The following is a 22,536-nucleotide window of genomic DNA, read 5'->3' on the forward strand; positions in this document are numbered from 1 at the left end:
CCGCCCGCCCCGCCGGTCAGGACGACTGTGCCGTGTTGTACAGGTTCTTGGCGTCGTCGCCGAAGTACGGGCCGAACATGGTGTTGGGCAGGAACTGGTAGCCGAAGCTGTTCACCGAGGACTGCAGCCCGGTGCCGGTCTTCTCGTCGAACGAGGTGAACCACGGACCGCCGCTGGAACCGCCGGTCATGTTGCAGGACAGACCGTGGTCGTTGGAGAACAGCGGGTCCTTCATGGTGGTGCCGCTGCAGTAGATCAGCTTGGTGCCGTCGTACGGGGCCGCCGCCGGATAGCCGAAGGCGTACATCGTCTTGTTGTAGCCCGAGTTGAAGGACAGGCCCTGCCCGCCGACGACGTCGGTGAGCTTCTTGCCGTCGAGCGGGGCGACGACCGCCGCGCCGACGTCGTAGTTGATGTCCTCGCTCGCCGTCCACTGCGGGGTGGAGAGCGTCTTGGCGGCCGGCCACTTGCCGTACGGGGCCTGGCCGTCGTGGTAGCCGGGCACGAAGACCCAGTTGGTGTGCCAGGCGCCCTGCAGCTTCACACAGTGCCCGGCGGTGACCACGGTGCTCTTGTTCGCGCTGGTCACCGCGTCACCGGAGCAGGAAGCATTACGGCCCTGGTAGGTGAAGAACACCCGGCCGGCGGTCTTGGTGACCGCGCCGCCGCCGGTCCACGGCCCGCCCGGCTGGGCCGCGGCGGCGGGCCGCAGTACGGGGAGGGACGGCAGGCCGGACAACCGGGGCAACGTCGGCCGTACGGTGAGCGGGGCGCTGCGCGGGACCGCGGTGCGGTGCTGCCGCGCCGGTGCGGCGAGGTCGAGCGGGGTGGCGGACCGCATCCGCGCCGCGGTCCAGAAGGCGGCGGCGGTGCGCTGCGGGGTGGCGGAGCGGTGGGAGTTCTGCGGGGTGGCGGCGCCGGCCGGGCCGGTGGGGAGCAGCAGGGCCAGCAGCGTACCGGCGGCGGTCAGGGTGCCGAGGACGGCCCGGGACCCGCGCGCCGGACGCCGCGCCGCTATGCCGTCAACTGCCGTTCCGCCACGGTCGTTTCGTCTCACGCGTAACTCCTTCTGCGGGGGCCGCGCACGCCGGGCGCGCGGCCGCGGGTGGGGATCCCCCTGCTCCTGCGGAGCCCGGGGGAGGACCGCCGCCTGCGGCGGTCCGGCAGACGAGTGGTGCGGTGAGAGGTAAGCGTGCCACCGGAAGCGACCGGAGGGCAGGGGTCGGACGGAAACGGTCCGGTGGAGGCGGTGTGGCGGCCGCCGGGCCGACGGCCGGTCAGCCCCGGCCGATGTAGGGCATGGTGGTGGCCATCACCGTCGCGAACTGCACATTGGCCTCCAGCGGCAGCTCCGCCATGTGCACCACCGTCCGGGCGACGTCCGCGGCGTCCATCACCGGCTCCACCGCCGTCTGCCCGTTCGCCTGCAGGATTCCGGTCTCCATCCGGCCGGTCATCTCGGTGGCCGCGTTGCCGATGTCGATCTGGCCGCAGGCGATGCGGTACGGACGGCCGTCCAGGGACAGCGACTTGGTCAGCCCGGTGATCGCGTGCTTGGTGGCGGTGTACGCGACGGAGTGCGGCCGCGGGACGTGCGCGGAGATCGAGCCGTTGTTGATGATCCGGCCGCCCTGCGGTTCCTGCTCCTGCATGGTGCGGAACGCGGCCTGGGCGCAGAGGAACGCACCGGTGAGGTTGACCTCCACCACCGCGCGCCAGTCGTCGTACGAGAGCTCGGTGAGCGGCACCGCCTTGCCGAAGGTGCCGGCGTTGTTGAAGAGCAGGTCGAGCCGGCCGAACCGGTCGCGGACCGCCGCGAACAGCGCGTCGACCTGTTCCGGGCGGGTGACGTCGGTCGGCACGGTCACGACCGCGGGGCCGGCCGGCTCGGTCAGGCCGGCCAGGCGGGCGGTCTCCGCCAGTGCCTCGGCGCGCCGGCCGGCCAGCGCCACCGACCAGTTGGCGCGCATCAGCGCCTGGGCGACCGCCCGCCCGATGCCGGATCCGGCGCCGGTGACCACCGCGACCTTACGGGGCGCCGCACCGCCCTCCCGTGCCTCCTGGGCCGCCGCCGCGGTCTGCGGGGTCGGCCCGCCCCGGGTGGCCGGTGCCGGCAGTGTGGGCCGGGGCGCGGTCGCCGTGCCGCCCACGTGCCCGGCCCGCGCCACCGGCGTCGCCTGTGCTGCCCCTGCCCGCTGTGTGTTCTGTGCCATGGCGGCAGCGTAAACGGCGGCGGGGAGCGAACCGGGCGCCCGCCGCGGCGGATCAGCCGCCGGTGTCGAAGCGCCGCAGCACCGCCGCCTTCGTGGCGGCGAACTCCTCGTCGGTCAGGATGCCGTCGCGGTGCAGCTCGCCCAGTTCGCGCAGCCGGCGCAGCAGCGCGTCGTGGTCGTCGGCGGAGGTGGCGGCCGGGACGGCGGCGAGGGCGACAGGCGGGGGGCCGGCCGCGGGCGGTGCGGCCGCCACCGCGGGTACGGCCGGAGCGGCCGCGGGCAGGGCCTGGGCCGCGGGTGCCGAGGGGTGCGGCAGCCGGGCGGTGACCGCGGCCGCCAGCAGCGCGGTGGTGCCGCTCTCCTTCTTGAAGCCCCACAGTTCGATGGAGTTCGGGTCGTGATCCGGTTTGAGCCGTTCCTTCGCGTCGTGCGGACGGAAGCGCAGGAAGCCGGACTCCAGGCCGACCGGCGGGCGCCACTCCACCGCTTCGAGGTCGGTCAGGCCGTAGTCCTGCGGCCCCCACTGCCGCTTCGTCTCACTGGTGTTCCAGCGCCACTCCAGGCGCACCCGTTCCCCGTCGAAGGTGGCGACGCCGTCGATCCCGGAGGCCGTCAGCGGTACCGGCGGACCGGGCAGCAGATAGCGGTCGCAGGGCCCGTCCGGCACCTGCTCCAGCAGCAGGGCCTGCCGGACCGCGTCCACGAAGTACTCGGCGACGTCCACCCGCGCGGCGTCCACGGCGAGCTGATACGGATTGGCATCGTCCGGCAGCCCGCCGCCGGTGACCTGGAGCAGCGGGTCGGCGCCGTCCCGCAGCCGCAGCCTGAGCCGGCCGCCCTTGCGGCCCGGTTCGTGGGCGATGCCGGCCAGCGCGGCCAGCGGGACCGTCAACTCGCCCAGGTCCTGGCGGAGTTTGTGGACCCCGCGCTCGCTCCCCGGCACGATGCGTATGCCCTCTCCGTCGAAGCTCCACGTGCCGTCGCGCACCATCAGTTCAGCCATGTCCCGAATCCTACGGAGAGCCGGTGGTGCGTGCCGCGTGCCGCGATTGTCCGGCGACGTCCGGTGCCGGACCAACCATCACCGAGCTGTCATGCCTGCGTCGTACCCGGGTCAGCGGTCCGCCGTCCCGCGGCCCTCCAATCGTCGGCAGCAACCGCCGCCAGGGGAGGGCCAGATGACACCCACCGCACCGTACGAGCAGGAGATCAGGGCCGCCGCAGCACACGTGGGCCGGCGCCGCTTCCTCACCGTCACCGGGGCCGCCGCCGCGCTCGCGTTCACCACCAACCTCCCGGCCGCGGGCGCCGCGCACGCCGCCGAGGCCGACGTCCGGAAGCTCACCGAGAACCCCTTCACCCTCGGCGTCGCCTCCGGCGACCCCCAGCCCGGCTCGGTCGTGCTGTGGACCCGCCTCGCCCCGCGCCCCTATGAGCCGGGCAACGGGATGCCGGACGCCAGAGTCCCGGTGCGCTGGGAGGTCGCGTACGACGAGAAGTTCACCCGGCTCGCCGGGCGCGGCCGGGCCGACGCCCACCCGGAGTTCAACCACTCCGTGCACATCGAGCCCACCGGTCTGGCCCCGGACCGGGTCTACTACTACCGCTTCCGGGCCGGCAGCTGGATCAGCCCGGTCGGCCGCACCCGCACCGCGCCGGCCCGCGGCGCCCACCTCTCCCGGCTGAAGCTCGCCGCGGTCTCCTGCCAGGCCTACCACGACGGCTACTTCACCGCCTACCGGCACCTGGCCGAGGAGGACCTCGACGTCGTCTTCCACCTCGGCGACTACCTCTACGAGTACCCGGTCGACGCCGCCGGCGGCGCCCGCAGGTACACCGACCGCACGCTGCCCGACCGCTTCCACCGCGAGACGGTCACGCTGGAGGACTACCGGCTGCGCTACGCCCTGTACAAGTCCGACCCGGACCTCCAGGCCGCGCACGCCGCCCACCCCTTCATCGTCACCTGGGACGACCACGAGGTGGAGAACAACTACGCCTCCGACATCAGCGAGGACGACCTCCCGCCCGCCGAGTTCCTGGTCCGCCGGGCCGCCGCCTACCGCGCGTACTGGGAGAACCAGCCGCTGCGCCGCCCGCAGCGGCCGCACGGCCCGGACGCCCGGCTCTACCGCCGCCTCCACTACGGGCAGCTCGCCCAGTTCGACATCCTCGACACCCGCCAGTACCGCTCCGACCAGGCCTACGGCGACGGCTGGCACGCCCCGGGCCCGGAGTCCACGGACCCGAAGCGGACCCTGACCGGCGCCACCCAGGAGCGCTGGCTGATCGACGGCTGGCGGCAGTCCACCGCCCGCTGGAACGTGCTGCCGCAGCAGGTCGCGTTCTCCGAGCGGCGCAACGCCACCGGCCCCGGCTACCAGGTCAGCATGGACGCCTGGGACGGCTACCCGGCCTCCCGCGCGCGGGTGCTGGCGGGCGCCGAGTCGGCCGGCGCGGACAACCTCGTCGTGCTCACCGGCGATGTGCACGTCCACTACGCCTTCGACATCAAGAAGGACTTCGCGGACCCCGCCTCGCGCACCGCGGGCGTGGAGTTCGTCACCACCTCGATCGCCAGCGGCAAGGACGGCGCGGAGAAGCCCGCCAACTGGGGCACGTACATGGCCGCCAACCCGCACCTGAAGTTCTACAACGGCCGCCGCGGCTATGTGACGGTCACCCTGGACCGGGACACCGCCCGCGGCGACTACCGGACGGTCTCCGCCGTCACCACCCCGGGCGCACCGGTGCGGACGGCCGCGTCCTTCGTCACCGAGGCCGGCGACCCGGGCCTCAAGCCGGCCTGAGGGGACCTTCGGACCTAGGTCCAATGGCATACCCGGTAAGGGGTCCGGAGCCGCTCCGGGCATGACACCATGGTTGCACTCACCACGTACCCATGGAGACGACATGACGGAGCCCGGCACCAGCCCGGCCGACACCTCGGACAACCCCGCGATAGCCGGGCGGGACGCGGCAACAGCACCACCTCCCGCCGCGTCCCGCCGCACCGGCCTCCTCGTCACCCTCGTCCTCGGCGGACTCACCGCGGTCCCGCCGCTCTCCATGGACATGTACCTGCCGGCCCTGCCGCAGGTCACCGCCGCGCTGCACAGCCCGGCCGCCACCGTCCAGCTCACCCTCACCACCTGCCTCGCCGGCATGGCGCTGGGCCAGATGATCGTCGGCCCGATGAGCGACAAGTGGGGGCGCCGCCGCCCGCTGCTGGCCGGCATGGTCGTCTACGTCCTGGCCACCGCCCTGTGCGTGATCGCCACCAACGCCGAACTCCTCATCGCCTTCCGGCTGTTGCAGGGCCTGGCGGGCGCCGCCGGCATCGTCATCGCCCGCGCCGTGGTGCGCGACCTCTACGACGGGGTGGCGATGGCGCGGTTCTTCTCCACCCTGATGCTGATCTCCGGGGTGGCGCCGGTCGTCGCCCCGCTCATCGGCGGACAGATCCTGCAGGTCACCGACTGGCGCGGCGTCTTCGTCGTGCTCACCGCCGTCGGCCTCGCCCTCACCCTCCTGGTCTGGCGCCGCCTGGCCGAGACCCTGCCGCCCGCCCGGCGGCACCCCGGCGGCATCGGCGAGGCCCTGCGCACCATGCGCGACCTCCTCGCCGACCGGGTCTTCTCCGGCTACCTCCTCGTCGGCGCCTTCGCCTTCGCCGCCCTCTTCGCATACATCTCGGCCTCGCCGTTCGTCGTCCAGGAGATCTACGGCGCCTCGCCGCAGGTCTTCAGCCTGCTGTTCGGCGTCAACTCCGTGGGCCTGGTGGCGGTCGGCCAGCTCAACGGCAAGGTGCTGGTCGGCCGGGTCGCCCTGGACAAGGTGCTGGGCGCCGGCCTGACCGTGATCGCGCTCGCCGCGGGCGCGCTGCTGCTGATGTCCTCCGGCGTCCTCGGACCCGTCGGACTCCTCCCGACGGCCGCCGGACTGTTCGTGCTGATGGCCGCCATGGGCCTGGTCATGCCGAGCACCAACACCCTGGCGCTGCTGCGCACCCCGCACGCGGCCGGCTCCGCCTCCGCCCTGCTGGGCACCTCGACCTTCCTCCTCGGCTCGGTGGCCTCCCCGCTGGTGGGCATCGCGGGCGAGCGGACGGCCGTGCCGATGGCACTCGTCCAGCTCTCCTGCGCCGTTCTGGCGCTCGGGAGCTTCCTGGGACTGTGCCGTCCGTGGCAGCGTAAGGGGGAGAGCAGCTCCGGCGGGAGGACCGCACTCTGAACGCACCGCGACTCACCTCTGGCACCCCGGCCCGGGCGGGACTGGACCCCGCCTGGGTCGAGCGGCTGGTGCACGGGGTGCGGGAGTTGCCCGAGGGCCGGCCGCCGTGGAGCCCCGGGGTCGTGGTGCTGGCCGGCCGCGGCCCGGTCGTGGCCGCCGAGGAGGCCGCCGGCTGGGCGCACCGCCACCGGGCGTACGACCCCGAGCGGGACCGCGGCCTGGACCTGCCCCGCGACCTGTGGGAGCCGATGCGGACCGGCACCGTCTTCGACCTGGCCTCGCTCACCAAGCTCTTCACCGTGATCGCCGCGGTCCAGCTGGCCGAACGCGGCCGCCTCTCCCTCGACGACGAGGTCCGGGCCCATCTGCCGGCCTTCGCCCCCGGGCGCACCGTCCGGCAGCTGCTCACCCACACCTCTGGGCTCGCCCCCGAGCTCCCCTTCTACGACCATCCCGACCGGGCCGCCCAACTGGCGCTGCTGTGGCGGGAGGCGGCCGCCCCCAGCGGCGGCACCGGTGCCCGGTACCGCTACTCCGACCTCAACCTCATCGCCCTGGCGCTGATCCTGGAGCGCTGCACCGGGCGCCGCCTGGACGCGCTGGTCCGCGAGCAGATCACCGGCCCGCTCGGCATGACCTCCACCCGCTACGGACCGCTGCCGGCGCACGGCGTGGCGGCGACCGAGGACCAGCGGCGGCCCTGGGCCAAGGCGGACCGCGGCATGCTCCGCGGCGAGGTGCACGACGAGAACGCCTGGGCGCTGGGCGGGGTGGCCGGCCACGCGGGGCTGTTCTCCACCGCCCAGGACCTGGCCGTGCTGTGCCGCACCCTGCTCAACGGCGGTGCGTACGGCACCACCCGGATCCTCGGGCCCGCCGCGGTCGACGCCCTGCTCGACCCGCCCGGTCTCGGCTTCGTCGTGGACCAGCCGTACTTCATGGGCGAGCTGGCGGGCCGCGGCGCGGCCGGCCACACCGGCTTCACCGGCACGAGCCTGGTCCTGGACCGCGCCACCGACACGTTCCTGATCCTGCTCGCCAACACGGTCCACCCACGGCGCCGCAACGCCGGCAGCGGCCCGCGGGCCGCTGCCGCGACGTGCTTGGCGCGAGCCGTCGTCTGACGCTCGCCGCACGTTGTCGGCTTTCCCGCCGTGGGGGTTGCTGTCTTTTCCCGCCTTCGGCGGGGGTGGGGTTTAGGGCCGGGGGCGCCTGGTGGGTGGTGGGTTGCGGGTGCGGCCCTCCGGCGCCTGTTGTGTGGACTGCTGACGCTTTACGTCCACACAACAGGCGCCTCCGGTCCGCCCCCTCCCGCCGGTGAGGCGCCCCCGCCCGGGAGGGCATGGGACTGGGGCTCTGCCGCGCCGAAGGCGGAAGAACGGCAACCCCCACGGCGGGCCAGCCGGAAACGTACGTAGAATTTCGTCGATGCACGACGAACTGCGCGCCGCACTGGCCGGCCTTCTCGACGGTCTGCCGCCCAAGCAGGCCGCGCAGGCCGTGGAGCGGCTGATCGCCAACTACCGGGGGCGGACCCCCACCGACGCCCCGGTCCTGCGTGACCGCGCGGACGTGGCCGCCTACGCCGCCTACCGGATGCCGGCCACCTTCGAGGCGGTCCGTGCCGCGCTGACCGCGTTCGCCGTCCGCGTTCCCAACTGGTTCCCGGCCACCCACCTCGACATCGGCGGCGGCACCGGGGCCGCGACCTGGGCCACCGCCGCCCTCTGGCAGGGGCACCACAGCACCGTCCTGGACTGGGCCCAGCCGGCCCTGGACCTCGGCGCCGAACTCGCCGCCGGCGTCCTGCCGGAGACCACCTGGCGGCGCGGCACCATCGGCGCGGGACTGACCGTGCCCGAGGGCACGGACCTGGTCACCGTCTCCTACGTGCTCGGCGAGCTCCGCCCCGAGGACCGCCGTGCGGTGGTCGCCGCGGCCGCCACCGCCACCGCCGTCGTCCTGATCGAACCGGGCACCCCCGACGGCTACCTCCGCATCCGCGAGGCCCGCGACCAGCTCATCGAGGCCGGTCTGCGGATCGTCGCCCCCTGCCCGCACGCCGGGACCTGCCCCATCGTCGTCGGCGAAGACTGGTGCCACTTCTCCGCCCGGGTCAGCCGCTCCTCCCTCCATCGCCAGGTCAAGGGCGGCGCGCTGCCGTACGAGGACGAGAAGTTCTCCTATGTCGCCGCGACCGCCCTGCCGGCCGAGCCCGCCTCCGCCCGGATCGTCCGCAAACCGCAGCTCCGCAAGGGGCAGGTCCTCCTCGACCTGTGCACCACGGACGAGGGGCTGCGGCGCAGCACTGTCACCAAGCGGCACGGCACGCAGTACCGCGAGGCCCGGGACGCCGCCTGGGGAGACACCTGGCCCGGCGCCTGAGCACGCCGGGCCCGGGCGGTCTCATCCTTTTCCGGCCGCTCGTTCCTGGAACTTGCGCAACAGTTCCTGCCGTTGGGCCTGCGTCCGGGCGCGGTCCGTGCCGCCCCGGCCGCCGCCGGCGCCGCCGCGCAGCGCTCCGCGCGACAGCTTGCTGCGGGTGCCGCCGACGCCGAGCATGCCGTCTCCGTTGCCCTTGCTCATGGGTTCCTCCTCTGTCGCACCGATGAAGCGAGACGCTTCGTCTCGCGTAACGGGCTCCAGGATGTACGAGACGTGCCGTCTCGTCAAGACGATACGTCTCGCCTAGCTGTCGCTACACTCACCGCATGGCCACCACCTCAGCCCGCTCCGCCGGCGCCTCCGGCGCCAAGGCCCCCGACTCCTCCCGCCGCAGTGAGCGCTCCCGGCAGGCGATCTTCGACGCCGCGCTCACGCTGGTCGGCGAGGTCGGCTACGACAAGCTCACGATCGAGGGCATCGCCTCCCGGGCCGGGGTCGGCAAGCAGACCATCTACCGCTGGTGGCCTTCCAAGGCCGCGGTCCTCCTGGACGCCTTCACCGCCGGCGCCGACGAGGACTACGCAAAGGGCCTCCCGGACACCGGTGATCTCGCCGCCGACCTCAAGACCGTGCTCCGCGCGACCGCCGACGAATTCAACGACCACGCCTGGCAGGCCCCCTACCGCGCCCTCGCCGCGGCCGGCGCGAGCGACGAGGAGCTCTCCCGCACCTTCGTCACCCGGCTCTTGGAGCCCGGCATCCTGCTCTACGTCGACCGGCTGCGGCGGGCCCAGGAGGCCGGCGAGGTGGCTGCGGACATCGACGTACGGGTGGCCGCCGAGATGGTGCTGAGTCCCTTCTCACAGCGCTGGCTGATGCGCACCGGCGAATTGACCCACGCCTTCGTCGACACCCTCGTCGACCAGGCATTGCGTGGTCTGCGCCCGCGGGACTGACCCGGCCGGGCGAGCGTCGGGCGAGCGCGGCGACCTGTCGGGGATGGCTGGAAATGCCGGTATTCGCACTCCTTCCGTTCACCCCGGATCCGCACACCGGTCACCCCGGGCGCAGGATGGTGGCAGCATTGATCCCAGACCACCGCTCGAAGTGAGGGGATAGATGGAACGCAAGAGCAGGTTCTCCCAGTGGCTGCGCCGGCCGAAGAGCGGATCGGACGGCGGCGATACGGACACGGGATCGGTTGCCGCGCGCGGCCGCGAGGACCTGCTGCTGGCCGCGGCCGATGCGGGCTTCCCGATCGCCCCGGCGGCGCACCCCTCCGGTTACGGCTGTTCCTGTGAGCGCATCGGCTGTCCCACCCCCGGACGCCACCCCATCTCCTTCGGCTGGCAGACCGTCGCCACCACCGACCGCGACAAGGTCGCCGCCTGGGTCCGGACCCTCCCGCAGGCCAACTTCATCACCGCCACCGGCATCGCCCACGACGTCCTGGACGTGCCCGTCGAGGCCGGCCGCAGTGCCCTGGGACGACTGGAGGCGGCCGGCATCGAGGTCGGCCCGATCACCCTCAGCGGCGGCGGCTTCGGCGACGGCCGGATGCTGTTCTTCACCGCCACCCGCGGCACCCCGGACGACGAGGACGAATGGTGGCCCTGCGAGCTGGACTGCCACCCCGAGACCATGGACGAGCATCCCGGCCTGCGCTGGCACTGCCGCGGCAGCTACGTCCTCCTGCCGCCCTCGACCCTCCCCGGCGACCAGCCCGCGGTGACCTGGCTGCGCGGCCCGGAACTCCCGCTGCCCGACCCGCTGACGCTGCTGGAATCGCTCACCGACGCCTGCGCCGAGTTCAACGAGCGCGCCGACCGCGAGCACTACCACGAGACCGCGGCCTGGCCGATCGGCCGCTGACCGCCGCGCCCCGCGCCTCCTCACGACCCCGCCGTACGGACAAGGGGCCGCCGGAAACACCCCGGCGGCCCCTTGTCCGTATCACGTTGTCCGTATCGCGTGCCGCGGATCCGTCGTCCGGCTGCTCCCGGCCGTCCTACAGCGGCTTGACCGACGTCTTCGCCTCGCGCCGGTTCAGCACCGTGACCTTGCCCCCGGAGCCCTTCGCCGGCACCGTCACCGCCTGCGCGGAGACGGTGGTGAAGGCCATCCGGTTGGTCTTCTTCGTCGGCCCGTCCATCAGGCCCTGCAACTGGGCCGGCACCGTGATCACCGACCCCGTGGAGACCGTCTTCTGCTGGTGGTAGAAGGTCGAGAAGAACACCAGCGCGCCGCCGTCCGTGGTCCGCAGCGCCACCGGCGGGATGTCGGATGCGGTGTCCTCCCACAGGATGCGGGCGCCCGGCTGGTTGGTGTCCCGCGCGCGCCGGGCCCGCCAGCCGTCGGTGTTCGGGCCGGACGCGAAGGTGCTGCCCTTGCCGGTGTTGAGGTAGTCGGCGTAGGTCCGGCTCAGCTTGCCCGGATCGACCGTCAGCCCGGACTTCGCGCCGGCCGGCACCGCCTCGGCGAAGCCGTCCTGGTCCGTCTTCAGCTCCGGTGCCTTGTTGCCGGCGAACTCCGCCAGGTAGACCGCCCGCCACTTCTCCTTGATGCCGTTGCGGCTGAACACCAGGAACCAGCGGCTGGCCGAACCGTCGGCCGCCTTGCGGTTGCTGGCCGCGTCGGCGATGAAGTACTTCGGCCAGCCCGCCTGCTTGGGGATCGTGAAGTGCGCGTCCTGGAACGCCAGGGCGGGGTAGGCCGGGTCGCCCTGCGGCTTCAGCGCATGCGCCGCCTTTATCCCCGCCTGGTCGAGGGCGAGCAGTGCGCCGCCCTCGAACGAGGGGTTGAGCTCCGGATCGAGCTGCCGCTTGGCCTTGTTGAAGCCGGCCGCGAAGCGCTGCAGCGCCTTGGCGCCGTCAGCCTTCGTCACCGCCGGCAGCATCTCCCGCTCGCCGTGCACCGTCATGCAGCCGCTCAGTATCACCAGCGCCGTCGCTGTCGACGTCACTGTTGCGGGCACCCGGAACGGCGACCTGCGTGTCATGGGGCTCGGGCTCCTTCGGGGCGACCGGGGCGGACCGGGTGGCCGCCGGGGTGGCACGATTCGGCGCCACCCTACCGGGGGCGAGGAAGAGGCCGAGCGTGGGGATCAGATAGAGAGCCCACACCGTGACCTGGAGGACGGTCGGGTCCGGCTGGAAGTTGAAGACGCCCTTCAGCAGGGTGCCGTACCAGCTGTCGGCCGGGATCTGCGCGCTGATGTCGAACGCCTGCGAGCCCAGCCCGGGCAGCACGGCCGCCTCCTGCAGGTCGTGGAAGCCGTACGCCAGCACGCCCGCCGCGACCACGACCAGCATCCCGCCGGTCCAGGTGAAGAACTTCGCGAGGTTGATCCGCACCGCACCGCGGTAGAACAGCCAGCCCAGCACCACCGCGGTCGCCAGCCCCAGCAGCGCCCCGACCAGCGGCCGTACGCCGTCGTTGGCGGACTGCGCGGCGGTCCAGATGAACAGCGCGGTCTCCAGGCCCTCCCGGCCCACCGACAGGAACGCGGTGACCACCAGCGCCACGGTGCCCATCTGCAGCGCCGCGTCCAGCTTGCCGTGCAGCTCCTTCTTCAGGTGCCGCGCGGTGCGCCGCATCCAGAAGACCATCCACGTCACCAGGCCCACCGCGATGATCGACAGCGAACCGCCGAGCGCCTCCTGCGCCTTGAACGTCAGGGTCTCGGAGCCGAACTGCAGCGCCGCCCCGAACGCGAACGACAGCACCACGGCGAGCGAGATGCCGAGCCAGACCGGGCGCAACGCCTCCCGCCGGCCGGTCTTGACCAGGTAGGCGATGAGGATGCACACGACGAGGCTGGCCTCCAGCCCCTCGCGCAGTCCGATCAGGTAGTTGCCGAACACGCCGGTCCCTTCCCTTCCTTCATACGGCCGCCCACGGTGGACGGCGATCTCTTCGGTGGCGGCGGTGTCAGGCGAACAGCTCCCGGCCCCACCAGTCGTCCGCCTTCCGGACGCCCGGCGGGACCGCGAAGACCGCGGAACCCACGTGCTGGATGTACTCGTTGAGCGCGTCGTTCTGCGACAGCTTCTGCTGCAGCGGCACGAAACCGTGCCGCACGTCGCGCTGGTAGGCGAGGAAGAACAGCCCGGCGTCCAGCCGGCCCAGCCCGTCCGTGCCGTCGGTGAAGGAGTAGCCGCGGCGCAGGATGCGGATCCCGCCGTTGGACTCGGGGTGCGCGAGCCGCACGTGCGCGGTCGGCAGCATCGACTTCAGGTGCGGCTCGTCCCGCTCGTTCTTCCGGCCGACCGGGGCGCCCTCGCCCTTGTTCCGGCCGAAGATGTCCTCCTGCTCCTTGAGCGAGGTGCGGTCCCAGGTCTCGATGTGCATCCGTATGCGCCGCGCGACGAGGTACGAACCGCCCGCCATCCAGCCGGCCTTGCCCTTCTCGTCCCCGTCGCCGACCCACACGTGCTTGTCCAGCGCGGCGGTGTCGGTGCCCGCGATGTTCCGGGTGCCGTCCTTGAAGCCCATCATGTTGCGCGGGGTCTGGGCGTCCGGCGTCGTCGAGGACGTCTTGCCGAAGCCGAGCTGCGACCAGCGGATGGCTATCTTGCCGAAGCCGATCCGGGCGAGGTTGCGGATGGCGTGCACCGCCACCTGCGGGTCGTCCGCGCACGCCTGGACGCACAGGTCGCCGCCGCTGCGGGACTTGTCAAGGTTGTCGCCGGGGAACTGCGGCAGATCGATCAGCGCCGCGGGCCGCCGGTCCTTGATGCCGAACCGGTCCTTGCCGTCCTTCTCGAACAGCGACGGGCCGATGCCGAAGGTGAGGGTGAGCCGGGACGGCGGCAGACCGAGCGCCTCACCGGTGTCGTCCGGCGGCGCCTCCGCCAGCCCGCCGACCGCGCCGTCACCGACCGCGTCACCGGCCGTCATCCGCGCGGCGGCCTTCGTCCACTCCTTGAGCAGGGCGATCAGCTCGTCGCGGTCGTCGGTGGTGACGTCGAACGCGGCGAAGTGCAGCCGGTCCTGCACGGCGGTGGCGATACCCGCCTGGTGCGGGCCGTGGAAGGCCACCGCGGCGCCCGCGGTGGCGTCCGCGCCGGCCGGCTGGACGTCGTTGCCGGCCCGCAGCGCCGCGGCCGTACCGCCGGCCGCCACCGCGCCGAGCGCCAGCCCCGCACCGCCCCAGCCGAGCAGCGAACGCCGGGACGGCGCCCGCCCGCCGGCGGCCTGCCCGTCCGCGGGGGCCCCGGCGGCCGCCTCGGTCGCGTCGTCCGTCTTGTCTGCCATACCGTCCTCGTCCTGCGTCATCCTGATCCCCTGCCCCGGCGGCGGACTACTTGGCGGTGGCCACGGCTGCGGCCAGCTTCGACAGCGGCTCGGCCAGCGCGTTCACGCCGTCCGAGAGCTTCTTGCGGTCGCCCTTGCCGACCGTGTCGTACGAGACGAACCCGTCGGTGGACTTGTCGTCACGGTGGTCGTCGAGCAGCCCGCGGATCGCCGCGAACTGCTTGTCGAGCTCCTTGGCCAGCGCCGGCTCGTTCTTGGTAACGACCGGCTTGAGCAGCTGGTACGCCTTCTCGGCGCCCTCGACGTTGCCCTGGAAGTCGACCAGGTCGGTGTGGCTGTAACGCTCTTCCTCACCGGTGACCTTGCCGGTGGCGACCTCGTCGAGCAGCTCCTTGGCGCCGTTGGCCATGCTGGTCGGGGTGATCTCGGCCTTGCCGACCCGCTTCTGCCAGTCCTTGAGGTCGGTGATCAGCTGGTCGGCCAGCTTCTTGTCGTCCCCGGAGATCTTCTTCTCCTCCCACAGGGACTTCTCCAGCTTGTGCCAGCCGGTCCACTTCTGGCCGCCGGTGAGGCCGTCGGCCCGCACGTCGACCTTGGGGTCGATGTCGCCGAACGACTCGGCGACCGGCTCGGTGCGCTCCCAGCCGATCCGGGACAGCGCATAGGCCTTCTTCGCGGCCTCCAGGTCGCCGGCCTTGACGGCGTCGGCGAACTTCCGGGCCTTCGGCAGGGTCTGGTCGGCCTGCTCCTGCACGTAAGTGCGGTACGCGGCGACCGCGGCGTCCAGCTTGGGATCGCGCTTGGCGGCCGCGCTCTTGCCGCTGACCGTCACCTTCTGCCGGATGCCCTTGCCCTTCATGCCCGGCTTGCAGGCTATTTCGTACGAACCGGCCTTGATCTCCGCGGTGATCTCGGCGTTGGTGCCGGGGCCGATGTTCTCCCGCTCGGTCACGATCCGGTCGCCCGGGGCGTAGACGTAGACCTCGGTGACCGTGGAGCCCTTGTTCTCCACCGAGAACTGCACGTGCCCGGCCGGGAACTCCTTGGTCGACAGCTCGCAGCTGGAGTCGGTCGCGGTCACCTTGACCGCGCCCTTGCCGCCTCCCTTGCCGTCGTTCTTCGCGGCGCAGCCGGCGACGGCGGTGACGGCCGTGGCCGCGGCGAGGGCGGCGACGGCGGAGGAGCGAAGGGCTCGCATACGGGGCTCCAAGCGGGCTAGGACGAACGAACTGTGCACAGGAACGGTAATCAATGGCCGGAGCCACCACTAAGGCGGCCCTAACTTATCTGAGGCTTACCTATTTCTGCCCGCCCTGTCCAGTGATCCCGCTCTCATACGCAACGGCCCCATCACGGATCGGCCCGCCGCACATCACGGAACGGTCATGCGCCGGTCAAGGTAAGGCCCCACTGTCGAGACGGCCTGTGACCGGGGCTTTTCGCCCCTCGATGCCCGGGGCGAAGATTCCGTCACGGGCTGGCCCGGCCCCGCGGTTCACTGTCCGGATGACCGCATACGACGTACTCCGGGTGTTCTGCGGACCGGACGGCACCGGGGGCAATGAACTGGCGGTGGTGCGGGACGGCGCGGCGCTCCCCGGTCCCGCCGAACGCGCCGCCCTCGCCACCCGGCTCGGCTTCAGCGAAACGGTCTTCCTCGACGACCCCGACCGGGGCACCGTCGACATCCACACCCCGAGCGTCCGGCTCCCGTTCGCCGGCCATCCGCTCGTCGGCCTGGCCTGGCTCCTACGTGAACGGGGCCGGCCGCCGCACACCCTCCGCCCGCCGGCCGGCGAGGCCGCGGTGCGGTTCGAGGGCGACCTCACCTGGGTCCGCGGCCGCCCGGAATGGGTGCCACCGCGCCGCACCGAACGCCTCGCCTCGGCCGCCGAGGTCGACGCCCTGCCCGCCCCGCCGCCGGGGGAGGGCTGGCTCTACGCCTGGGCCTGGCAGGACGAACCCGCCGGCGTGGTCCGCGCCCGCGGCTTCCCGCGCCGCGGCGACAACATCGCCGAGGACGAGGCCACCGGCGCCGCCGCCCTGCTCCTCACCCACCAACTGGCCCGCCCCTTGACGATCCATCAGGGCGCGGCGTCGCAGATCTTCACCCGGGTCCACCCGGACGGCACCCTCGCCGTCGGCGGCCGCGTACGGCGCCTGACGGCCTAACTACGGGCTACCGCCCGCCCGTTGCCCCTGCTACGCGCTGAGCGGGAACTCCTCACCCAGCGCGCGGAAGACCGCGCTGTTCAGGCCGAAGGCGCGACGGCACTCCTCGACCACCCGCTGCTTCTCGACCTCGTCCACCGGCAGGGCGTCCAGCAGGGCGCGGTAACTGCGCTTGAAGGCGGCGGGGTTGGCGATGTCCTCGAAGACGTAGAAGCGGACGCCGTCGCCCTTGCGCGCGAAGCCCCAGGTCTTCTCGGCGGTGCCGCGGATGAGCTGGCCGCCGGAGAGGTCGCCGAGGTAGCGGGTGTAGTGGTGCGCCACATAGCCGGCCGGCCAGGTGCGGGCGCATTCCGTGACGCGGGCGGCGTAGGCGGCGGTGGCCGGCAGCGGCCGCAGGCCGGTGCGCCAGGACGGGCCGCCGAGGTGCGCGAGATCGCGTTCCAGCTCGGGGGTGCGGGCCAGCTCGGGACGGAGGAACGGGCCCGCCACCGGGTCGCCGGCGAGCACCCCGGTGGCGTCCTCCAGGGCGCGGTAGACGAACCACAGCTGCTCGGTGTAGCGCCGGTACGCCGTGACGCCGAGCCTGCCGCCGAGCAGGTCGCTCATGAACGAGGAGTTCTCGGCCTCGGTGTGCTGCGCGTGGGACGCGGTCCGGATCACCGCCGAGAACGGGGCGGACGGAGCGCGTGGGGCGGGCGCGACGGGGGAGGGGTGCGGGGCCGGGCTGGACGGTTCCATGACGGACCTCCGGGGCCGAGGGGCGCGAACGGCCGGCAGCTTTACCGACTCGGTGTCGGTAAAGAAGTGTAAGGGCGTTTCCGACGCGCTGTCGGTAAAAATTCTGCCAGGCCGACGCCCCGGGCGCGAGGCGGCCACCAGGCCGGGGCCGCCCCGCCCGCGGGCCCGCGGTCAGGGAAGGGTGAGGATCTCCGTGCCGGTCTCCGTGACCACCAGAGTGTGCTCGAACTGCGCGGTCCGCTTGCGGTCCTTGGTGACCACGGTCCAGCCGTCCGCCCACATGTCGTACTCGTGCGTGCCCAGCGTCAGCATCGGCTCGATGGTGAACGTCATGCCGGGCTTGATGTCGGTGGTGTGGTGCGGGCTGTCGTAGTGCGGAACGATCAGACCGGAGTGGAACGACGAGTTGATGCCGTGACCGGTGAAGTCACGGACCACGCCGTAACCGAAACGCTTGGCGTAGGACTCGATGACCCGGCCGATGATGTTGATCTGACGGCCCGGCTTGACCGCCTTGATCGCACGGTTCAGCGCCTCCTGCGTGCGCTCGACCAGCAGCCGGGACTCCTCGTCCACCTCACCGCACAGATACGTGGCGTTGTTGTCGCCGTGCACACCGTGGATGTACGCGGTCACGTCCAGGTTCACGATGTCGCCGTCCTTGAGGACGGTGGAGTCCGGGATGCCGTGGCAGATGACCTCGTTGAGCGAGGAGCACAGCGACTTGGGGAAACCGCGGTAGCCGAGCGTGGACGGGTAGGCGCCGTGGTCGCACATGAACTCATGGGCCACCCGGTCCAGTTCGTCGGTCGTCACACCGGGCTGGATGTGCTTGGCGGCCTCCGCCATCGCCTGGGCGGCGATCCGGCCGGCGATCCGCATCTTCTCGATCGTTTCGGCGTCCTGCACCTCGGGCCCGGTGTAGGGCGTGGGCGCGTCCTTCCCGACGTACTCGGGGCGCGGGATCGAGGCGGGGACGGGGCGGGTGGGGGAGATCTTCCCCGGGACAAGAAGCGACTGGCCAGACATGCCAGCGAGTGTATCCGCGGCCCGTCGGGCAGGATGGTGGCACTGAGCACCCCACAGGAGGCGGCGATGGCGCTCTTCAAGAGGCGGACGGTCGGAAAGCCGGGCGAGTGGTTCTACTGCCTCAAGCACGGCACGGTCGAGGAGGGCCCCCAGTGCCGCGCCGCCGACCGCTTCGGCCCCTACGACACCCGCGACGAGGCCGCGCACGCCATGGAGACCGCCCGCGAGCGGAACCTGCAGTGGGAGACCGACCCCAAATGGCACGACGCGGCCAAGGGCGGGGACCGCGAGGAGGACTAGGGCGCCCTCCAGGGTGAGCCGCTAGGCGGTGAGGGCCTCGCCGGTGTCGGGGGCGGCCGGGGCGGCGGCCCGGCGCTCCCGCATGCGGCGGGCGTGCTCGTCGGTCCGCGCGTCGTACCCCATCAGCTTCGGCAGGCCCAGCGCGAGCAGCCCGACCCCGGCGAAGCACAGCAGACCGCCCAGTGACACCGCGGCCCGCACACCGGTCAGGGCCGCCATCCCCCCGACCCTTACCTGTCCCAGCTGGGGGCCCGCCGAATACGACAGCAGCTCGATACCGGCCAGCCGGCCGCGCAGCTCGTCGGGGATGGTCTGGTTCCACAGCGCCGACCGGAAGATGCCGCTGATCATGTCGCAGGAGCCGGCCAGCATGAGGCACAGCAGCACCAGCCAGACGTTGCGCAGCTGCCCGGCCGCCGCGACGGCCAGCGCCCAGCCGGCCGCCGCCAGCGCGATCGCCCGCCCCTGCCGGTGGATCCGCGAGGTCCAGCCGCTGGTCAGGCTGACCAGACAGGAGCCGGCCGGCAGCGCCGCGTACATCAGGCCCAGCGCCCAGGGCGCGCGCAGCTCGTCGGCGAGGAACGGGAAGATCGCCAGCGGGAAGGCGAAGAGCATCGCGGTGAGGTCGATCGCGTAGGTGCCCAGCAGCTCCTTGCGGGACCAGGCGTAGCGCGCGCCCTCGGCGATCGCGCGCAGCGACGGCTTCTCGGCGTCGTGCGCCGCGGGCGACGGAGCCAGCCGCACGGAGAGCAGCAGCGAGCCGACGAAGGTGGCCGCGTCGACGCCGTACGCCCAGGACGGGCCTGCCCAGGCGAGCAGCCCGCCGGCCAGCGCCGGGCCGGCGATCGCGCCGACCTGCCAGCGCAGCGAGTTGAGCGCGGCGGCCGCGGCGAGCTGGTCGTGCCCGACGATCCGCGGCACGATCGCGTCCAGCGCGGGCCGCTGCAGACCCGTCAGTGCGCTGGACGCCGCCGCGCTCACATAGAGCGGCCAGACCGCCGGATGCGGCAGCAGGCTGTTGCCCAGCAGTCCCACCGCGATCAGGCCCAGCGCGGCCTCGCTCCACACGATCAGCCGGCGGCGGTCCACGGCGTCGGCCAGCGCACCGCCGTAGAGCCCGAAGACGATCAGCGGGACCAGCTCCACCGCGCCCAGCGCCCCGACCGCGACGGTGGAACCGGTCAGCTCCTTGAGCTGGAGCGGCAGTGCCACGAACGTCAGGAAACTGCCGAAGACCGTGATCGCGCCGGCGCACGACATCAGCCGGAAGTCGCGCGAGGACCGCCAGGGGGCCAGGTCCGGCAGCAGGGAGGCGAGCCGCCGCCGGGAGGCCGGCGCGGGCGGGGGTGGGGGGTCCTCGGTGGTCACGAGGGTTCATCGTGCGGCGCGGGAAGCGGGCCCGCAAAGGATTTTCGGCGGCGGCCGCGGGGCGCCGCAGGGGGCGGACCCACGGAGGGCGGAGGGCTGAGGGCGCCCTCGTACCCGTCGGGCTACCAGCGCGGCGGCGGGGGAGCGGTCAGTTCGTCGGCGAGCCGGGCCAGGCGGTCGCGGAAGCGGCGGCGGCCGCGGGGCGCGGGCAGGCTGTTCTCGCCGGCGGCCGCGCTCACCAGGTGCTGGACCGTATCGAGGTCGAGGCCCTGCGAGGCGACGTCCTCGGGATCGGGGCCGGTGCCGGTGCCGGTGCCGAGGGCGTCGTCCGGGCTGCCGTCGGGGTTGCCGTCGGGCAGGGGCGCCGACGCGGTCAGGGCGTCGTGCGCGAGCGCGTGCAGATCGCGGTCGCCGCCGTCCAGGGCGAGCACCGTGGCGCCGTTGCGGCGGGCGTCGTGCACCCGTTCCAGCAGTTCGGCGCCCGGCTGCTCCGGCGCGACCACCAGCAGCGTCTCGCCCCGCCCGGCCGCGGCCAGCCGGCCCGGCCCGACGGCCAGATGGGCCGGGGCGCCGGGCGGAACGCGCTGCCGCACCAGGGTCGGCGACAGCTCCGGCAGCCCCGACCAGGCGGCCTCGTCGTCCAGATGGGCGGCCAGGTGCCAGGGCTCGTACCCGGCGCCGCCGACCAGCAGCAGTCCACCGCCGTGCGGGGCGACGGCGGTACGCAGCGACCCCGCGAACCGCCGGGTGGCCTGGATCCACTCGGTCCCGGCGAGCACCTCACGCAGCAGGGCGACCCGTACGGCATCCATGGCCCGGATCCTGCCGCAGCGCCCCGATACCTGATTGTCCTTTCAACCGATGTCACCCGTACGGGCCACCGGCTCCAGACCGGCGGCCGTCAGACGACGTCCTACCTCCCGGACCGACTCCTCGCTCAGCGGCAGCTGGGGGAAGGCGGTGGTGCCGTGCTCGATGACGCCCAGGAGCCGCAGTGCCGCCTTGAAGGCGCCGAGCGCCGAGGAGCTGCGGCCCATCTCGGCCTCCGGCCCGGCATCGACCATCCCGAACAGCGTGGCCAGGCGCTCCTGTTCGGCGGCCGCGCGCTCCCAGTCGCCGGCCCGCGCCGCCTCGTAGAGGCGTACGTAACCGGCCGGATCGACGTTGCCGAGCCCCGGGACCACGCCGTCCGCGCCCGCCAACAGGGCGCCGTCCACGGTCAGTTCGGAGCCGGTGAGGACGGTGAAGCCGGGGGCCGGGCCGGAGTGCCGGCCGGCGCGGCCGCCGAGTGCGACGAGCAGCCGGCGCAGCGCGCCCTCGTCGCCGCTGCTGTCCTTCAGCCCGGCCAGCGTGCCGTCCTCGGCCAGCTCGCGCACCACGGTGGGGGTGAGCCTGCTGGGCACGGCCATCGGGATGTCGTAGGCGAACAGCGGGCGGTCCACGGCCGCGCGCAGATGGCGGAAGTGGGCGGCGATCTCCCGGGGGTGGGTGCGGGTGTAGAAGGGCGCGGTGGCGACCAGGGCGTCGGCACCGAGCGCGGCGGCGGCGCGGGCGTGGTCCAGGACCCGGGGGGTGGTGGTGTCGATGACGCCGGCGAGGACCGGGACCCGGCCGTCCGCGGCCTTGATGACGGTCTCCAGGGCGGTGGCCCGTTGGTCATCGGTGAGGTAGGCGGCCTCGCCGGTGGAACCGAGGGCGAAGAGTCCGTGCACCCCGGCGGCGAGGAGGTGGTGCACCAGGCGCGTCAGGGAGGCGGTGTCGACCTCGCCCCGCTGGTCGAGCGGGGTGCAGAGCGGGGGAATCACCCCGTGCAGAGGGCCGCGAAGAGGGCTGCGGAGAGGGCCGTGGAGAGAGCCGTGGAGGGGGGTGGGCAGGGCCATGGCGGGCTCCGGGTGGTCGTGAACACATAGGACATGGGATGTCCTATGTCAGAGCACAATAGACCTGTTCACAAGCGGTCGGAAGGATCCACGGCCCCGGCGGGGGCGGGCGGGATGGCAGCCCCCAGCTCCCCAAGAGCTCCGGGGAGGGCCGGCGGCGCGGCAGCGGTGCGTGCGGGAGAGGGAGAACGCCATGGCACGAGGGACGATGTCCGAGGAAGTGCAGGGGCGGATCAAGCAGTTGATCCTGCGCCGCAGACTGGTCCCGGGCGATCCGCTGCCCACCGAGGCCGAACTGGTCGACCTGCTCGACGTCAGCCGCAACTCGGTGCGCGAGGCCCTCAAGGCGCTGCAGGCCATGCGCATCGTGGAGATCCGGCACGGCTTCGGCACCTACGTCGGCCCGCTCACCCTGGAGCCGTTCGTCGAGGGGGTCGCCTTCCGCGCCGCGGTCCGCCACCACCAGGGCGAGCCGAGCCTGTACGAGCTGATGGAGGTCCGTGAGGCGCTGGAGGCCGGCCTGATCGCCGCCGTCGCCCGCCGGCTGCCCGCCGCGGACCTCACCGTCCTCAAGGGGCTGGTGCAGCGGATGGCGGAGGAGGCGCGCGGCGGCATGGTGCAGAGCGCCACCGACCGGGCCTTCCACCTCGCCCTGTACCGCTCGATGGGCAACCACCTGCTGAGCGAGGTGCTGGACGCCTTCTGGGCGGCGCTGCGCCGGGTGCGCGAGGACCTCTCCGACGACCACCCCGACCCGGAGCTGACCTACCGTCAGCACAAGGAGATCGTCGACGCGCTGGAGGCCGGCGACGGCGACCGCGCCGTGGCGGCCATGCACCGGCACTTCGACGGCATCCGGCGCCGACTGACCGAGTAGCGCAGACGCGGGCCCGGCCCCGTCCCCGTCCCCGGTGGCGCGGGCTGGCGACACAGGGCCCCGCCCCGGACCCCGGTGGCGCGGG

At 73.0% G+C, this 22,536-nt stretch carries 22 protein-coding genes; 9 read left to right on the plus strand and 13 right to left on the minus strand.

Annotated features, from left to right (window positions below; genetic code table 11):
- Positions 1–16: 16 nt before the first annotated feature.
- From ACGF4C_RS34330 to ACGF4C_RS34340, 3 genes are all read right to left on the minus strand, one after another.
- A complete protein-coding gene (locus ACGF4C_RS34330; protein WP_393571767.1) occupies positions 17–1,057 on the minus strand; it encodes a trypsin-like serine peptidase in 1,041 nt (346 codons plus the stop codon).
- Positions 1,058–1,277: 220 nt separating this feature from the next.
- Positions 1,278–2,213: an SDR family oxidoreductase gene (locus ACGF4C_RS34335; protein ID WP_393571770.1), complete on the minus strand. Its 936-nt coding sequence runs from the start codon at positions 2,211–2,213 to the stop codon at positions 1,278–1,280.
- Positions 2,214–2,265: 52 nt separating this feature from the next.
- On the minus strand, positions 2,266–3,216 hold the full coding sequence (locus ACGF4C_RS34340; RefSeq protein WP_393571772.1) for a DUF4429 domain-containing protein: 951 nt from the start codon (positions 3,214–3,216) through the stop codon (positions 2,266–2,268).
- A gap of 175 nt (positions 3,217–3,391) precedes the next feature.
- Between ACGF4C_RS34340 and ACGF4C_RS34345 the strand changes: the two genes are divergently transcribed.
- The 4 genes from ACGF4C_RS34345 to ACGF4C_RS34360 all read left to right on the plus strand — a co-directional run bounded on the left by ACGF4C_RS34345 (position 3,392) and on the right by ACGF4C_RS34360 (position 8,831).
- On the plus strand, positions 3,392–5,023 hold the full coding sequence (locus tag ACGF4C_RS34345; protein ID WP_393571774.1) for an alkaline phosphatase D family protein: 1,632 nt from the start codon (positions 3,392–3,394) through the stop codon (positions 5,021–5,023).
- Positions 5,024–5,126: 103 nt separating this feature from the next.
- Complete coding sequence (locus ACGF4C_RS34350) at positions 5,127–6,446, plus strand: multidrug effflux MFS transporter (protein WP_393571776.1); 1,320 nt, start codon at positions 5,127–5,129, stop codon at positions 6,444–6,446.
- A 77-nt stretch (positions 6,447–6,523) separates the two neighbouring features.
- Positions 6,524–7,570: a serine hydrolase domain-containing protein gene (locus ACGF4C_RS34355; protein ID WP_393571778.1), complete on the plus strand. Its 1,047-nt coding sequence runs from the start codon at positions 6,524–6,526 to the stop codon at positions 7,568–7,570.
- 304 nt (positions 7,571–7,874) lie between these two features.
- Complete coding sequence (locus ACGF4C_RS34360; RefSeq protein WP_393571780.1) at positions 7,875–8,831, plus strand: small ribosomal subunit Rsm22 family protein; 957 nt, start codon at positions 7,875–7,877, stop codon at positions 8,829–8,831.
- Between the two features lie 21 nt (positions 8,832–8,852).
- Here the strand turns inward: ACGF4C_RS34360 and ACGF4C_RS34365 are convergent, their stop codons facing one another.
- Positions 8,853–9,032 carry a DUF6243 family protein gene (locus tag ACGF4C_RS34365; protein ID WP_362136185.1) on the minus strand — a complete coding sequence of 60 codons (180 nt, stop codon included), beginning with the start codon at positions 9,030–9,032 and terminating at the stop codon, positions 8,853–8,855.
- A 125-nt stretch (positions 9,033–9,157) separates the two neighbouring features.
- Between ACGF4C_RS34365 and ACGF4C_RS34370 the strand changes: the two genes are divergently transcribed.
- Together ACGF4C_RS34370 and ACGF4C_RS34375 are read left to right on the plus strand one after the other, a co-directional pair.
- Complete coding sequence (locus ACGF4C_RS34370) at positions 9,158–9,787, plus strand: TetR/AcrR family transcriptional regulator (RefSeq protein WP_393571783.1); 630 nt, start codon at positions 9,158–9,160, stop codon at positions 9,785–9,787.
- A 163-nt stretch (positions 9,788–9,950) separates the two neighbouring features.
- Positions 9,951–10,703, plus strand: a complete 753-nt coding sequence (locus tag ACGF4C_RS34375; protein WP_201807933.1) for a bifunctional DNA primase/polymerase — start codon at positions 9,951–9,953, stop codon at positions 10,701–10,703.
- A 136-nt stretch (positions 10,704–10,839) separates the two neighbouring features.
- Here the strand turns inward: ACGF4C_RS34375 and ACGF4C_RS34380 are convergent, their stop codons facing one another.
- The 4 genes from ACGF4C_RS34380 to efeO all read right to left on the minus strand — a co-directional run bounded on the left by ACGF4C_RS34380 (position 10,840) and on the right by efeO (position 15,285).
- Positions 10,840–11,715: a hypothetical protein gene (locus tag ACGF4C_RS34380; RefSeq protein ID WP_393571786.1), complete on the minus strand. Its 876-nt coding sequence runs from the start codon at positions 11,713–11,715 to the stop codon at positions 10,840–10,842.
- A complete protein-coding gene (gene efeU / locus ACGF4C_RS34385; protein ID WP_393571788.1) occupies positions 11,702–12,694 on the minus strand; it encodes an iron uptake transporter permease EfeU in 993 nt (330 codons plus the stop codon). The genes ACGF4C_RS34380 and efeU overlap by 14 nt, the downstream gene beginning before the upstream one ends.
- Before the next feature lie 67 nt (positions 12,695–12,761).
- Entirely contained in the window at positions 12,762–14,087 is a 1,326-nt protein-coding gene (gene efeB, locus ACGF4C_RS34390) for an iron uptake transporter deferrochelatase/peroxidase subunit (protein ID WP_393571790.1), read from the minus strand.
- Between the two features lie 46 nt (positions 14,088–14,133).
- The gene (efeO, locus tag ACGF4C_RS34395) at positions 14,134–15,285 is read right to left on the minus strand and encodes an iron uptake system protein EfeO (RefSeq protein WP_393571792.1); all 1,152 of its coding nucleotides are present in this window, start codon (positions 15,283–15,285) and stop codon (positions 14,134–14,136) included.
- Positions 15,286–15,593: 308 nt separating this feature from the next.
- Between efeO and ACGF4C_RS34400 the strand changes: the two genes are divergently transcribed.
- Entirely contained in the window at positions 15,594–16,259 is a 666-nt protein-coding gene (locus ACGF4C_RS34400) for a PhzF family phenazine biosynthesis protein (protein ID WP_393571795.1), read from the plus strand.
- A 30-nt stretch (positions 16,260–16,289) separates the two neighbouring features.
- On the opposite strand, the gene ACGF4C_RS34405 is transcribed toward ACGF4C_RS34400, so the two are convergent.
- Positions 16,290–16,997 (minus strand): heme oxygenase (biliverdin-producing), encoded by a 708-nt coding sequence (locus ACGF4C_RS34405; protein ID WP_393571797.1) that lies wholly within the window; start codon positions 16,995–16,997, stop codon positions 16,290–16,292.
- A gap of 171 nt (positions 16,998–17,168) precedes the next feature.
- Positions 17,169–18,026, minus strand: a complete 858-nt coding sequence (gene map, locus ACGF4C_RS34410; RefSeq protein ID WP_393571799.1) for a type I methionyl aminopeptidase — start codon at positions 18,024–18,026, stop codon at positions 17,169–17,171.
- 66 nt (positions 18,027–18,092) lie between these two features.
- Between map and ACGF4C_RS34415 the strand changes: the two genes are divergently transcribed.
- Positions 18,093–18,326 carry a hypothetical protein gene (locus ACGF4C_RS34415; protein ID WP_393571801.1) on the plus strand — a complete coding sequence of 78 codons (234 nt, stop codon included), beginning with the start codon at positions 18,093–18,095 and terminating at the stop codon, positions 18,324–18,326.
- 21 nt (positions 18,327–18,347) lie between these two features.
- On the opposite strand, the gene ACGF4C_RS34420 is transcribed toward ACGF4C_RS34415, so the two are convergent.
- The 3 genes from ACGF4C_RS34420 to ACGF4C_RS34430 all read right to left on the minus strand — a co-directional run bounded on the left by ACGF4C_RS34420 (position 18,348) and on the right by ACGF4C_RS34430 (position 21,574).
- The gene (locus ACGF4C_RS34420) at positions 18,348–19,694 is read right to left on the minus strand and encodes an MFS transporter (RefSeq protein ID WP_393571803.1); all 1,347 of its coding nucleotides are present in this window, start codon (positions 19,692–19,694) and stop codon (positions 18,348–18,350) included.
- Positions 19,695–19,816: 122 nt separating this feature from the next.
- A complete protein-coding gene (locus ACGF4C_RS34425; RefSeq protein WP_393571805.1) occupies positions 19,817–20,506 on the minus strand; it encodes a hypothetical protein in 690 nt (229 codons plus the stop codon).
- A gap of 42 nt (positions 20,507–20,548) precedes the next feature.
- Positions 20,549–21,574 (minus strand): dihydrodipicolinate synthase family protein, encoded by a 1,026-nt coding sequence (locus ACGF4C_RS34430; protein WP_393571807.1) that lies wholly within the window; start codon positions 21,572–21,574, stop codon positions 20,549–20,551.
- Between the two features lie 193 nt (positions 21,575–21,767).
- Here ACGF4C_RS34430 and ACGF4C_RS34435 point away from each other — a divergent pair, with 193 nt between their 5' ends.
- Complete coding sequence (locus ACGF4C_RS34435) at positions 21,768–22,451, plus strand: FadR/GntR family transcriptional regulator (RefSeq protein WP_393571809.1); 684 nt, start codon at positions 21,768–21,770, stop codon at positions 22,449–22,451.
- Positions 22,452–22,536 lie beyond the last annotated feature (85 nt).

The sequence above is a fragment of the Streptomyces sp. NPDC048197 genome (assembly GCF_043202395.1).
In the GTDB taxonomy this organism is placed as follows: Bacteria; Actinomycetota; Actinomycetes; order Streptomycetales; family Streptomycetaceae; genus Streptomyces; species Streptomyces siderophoricus.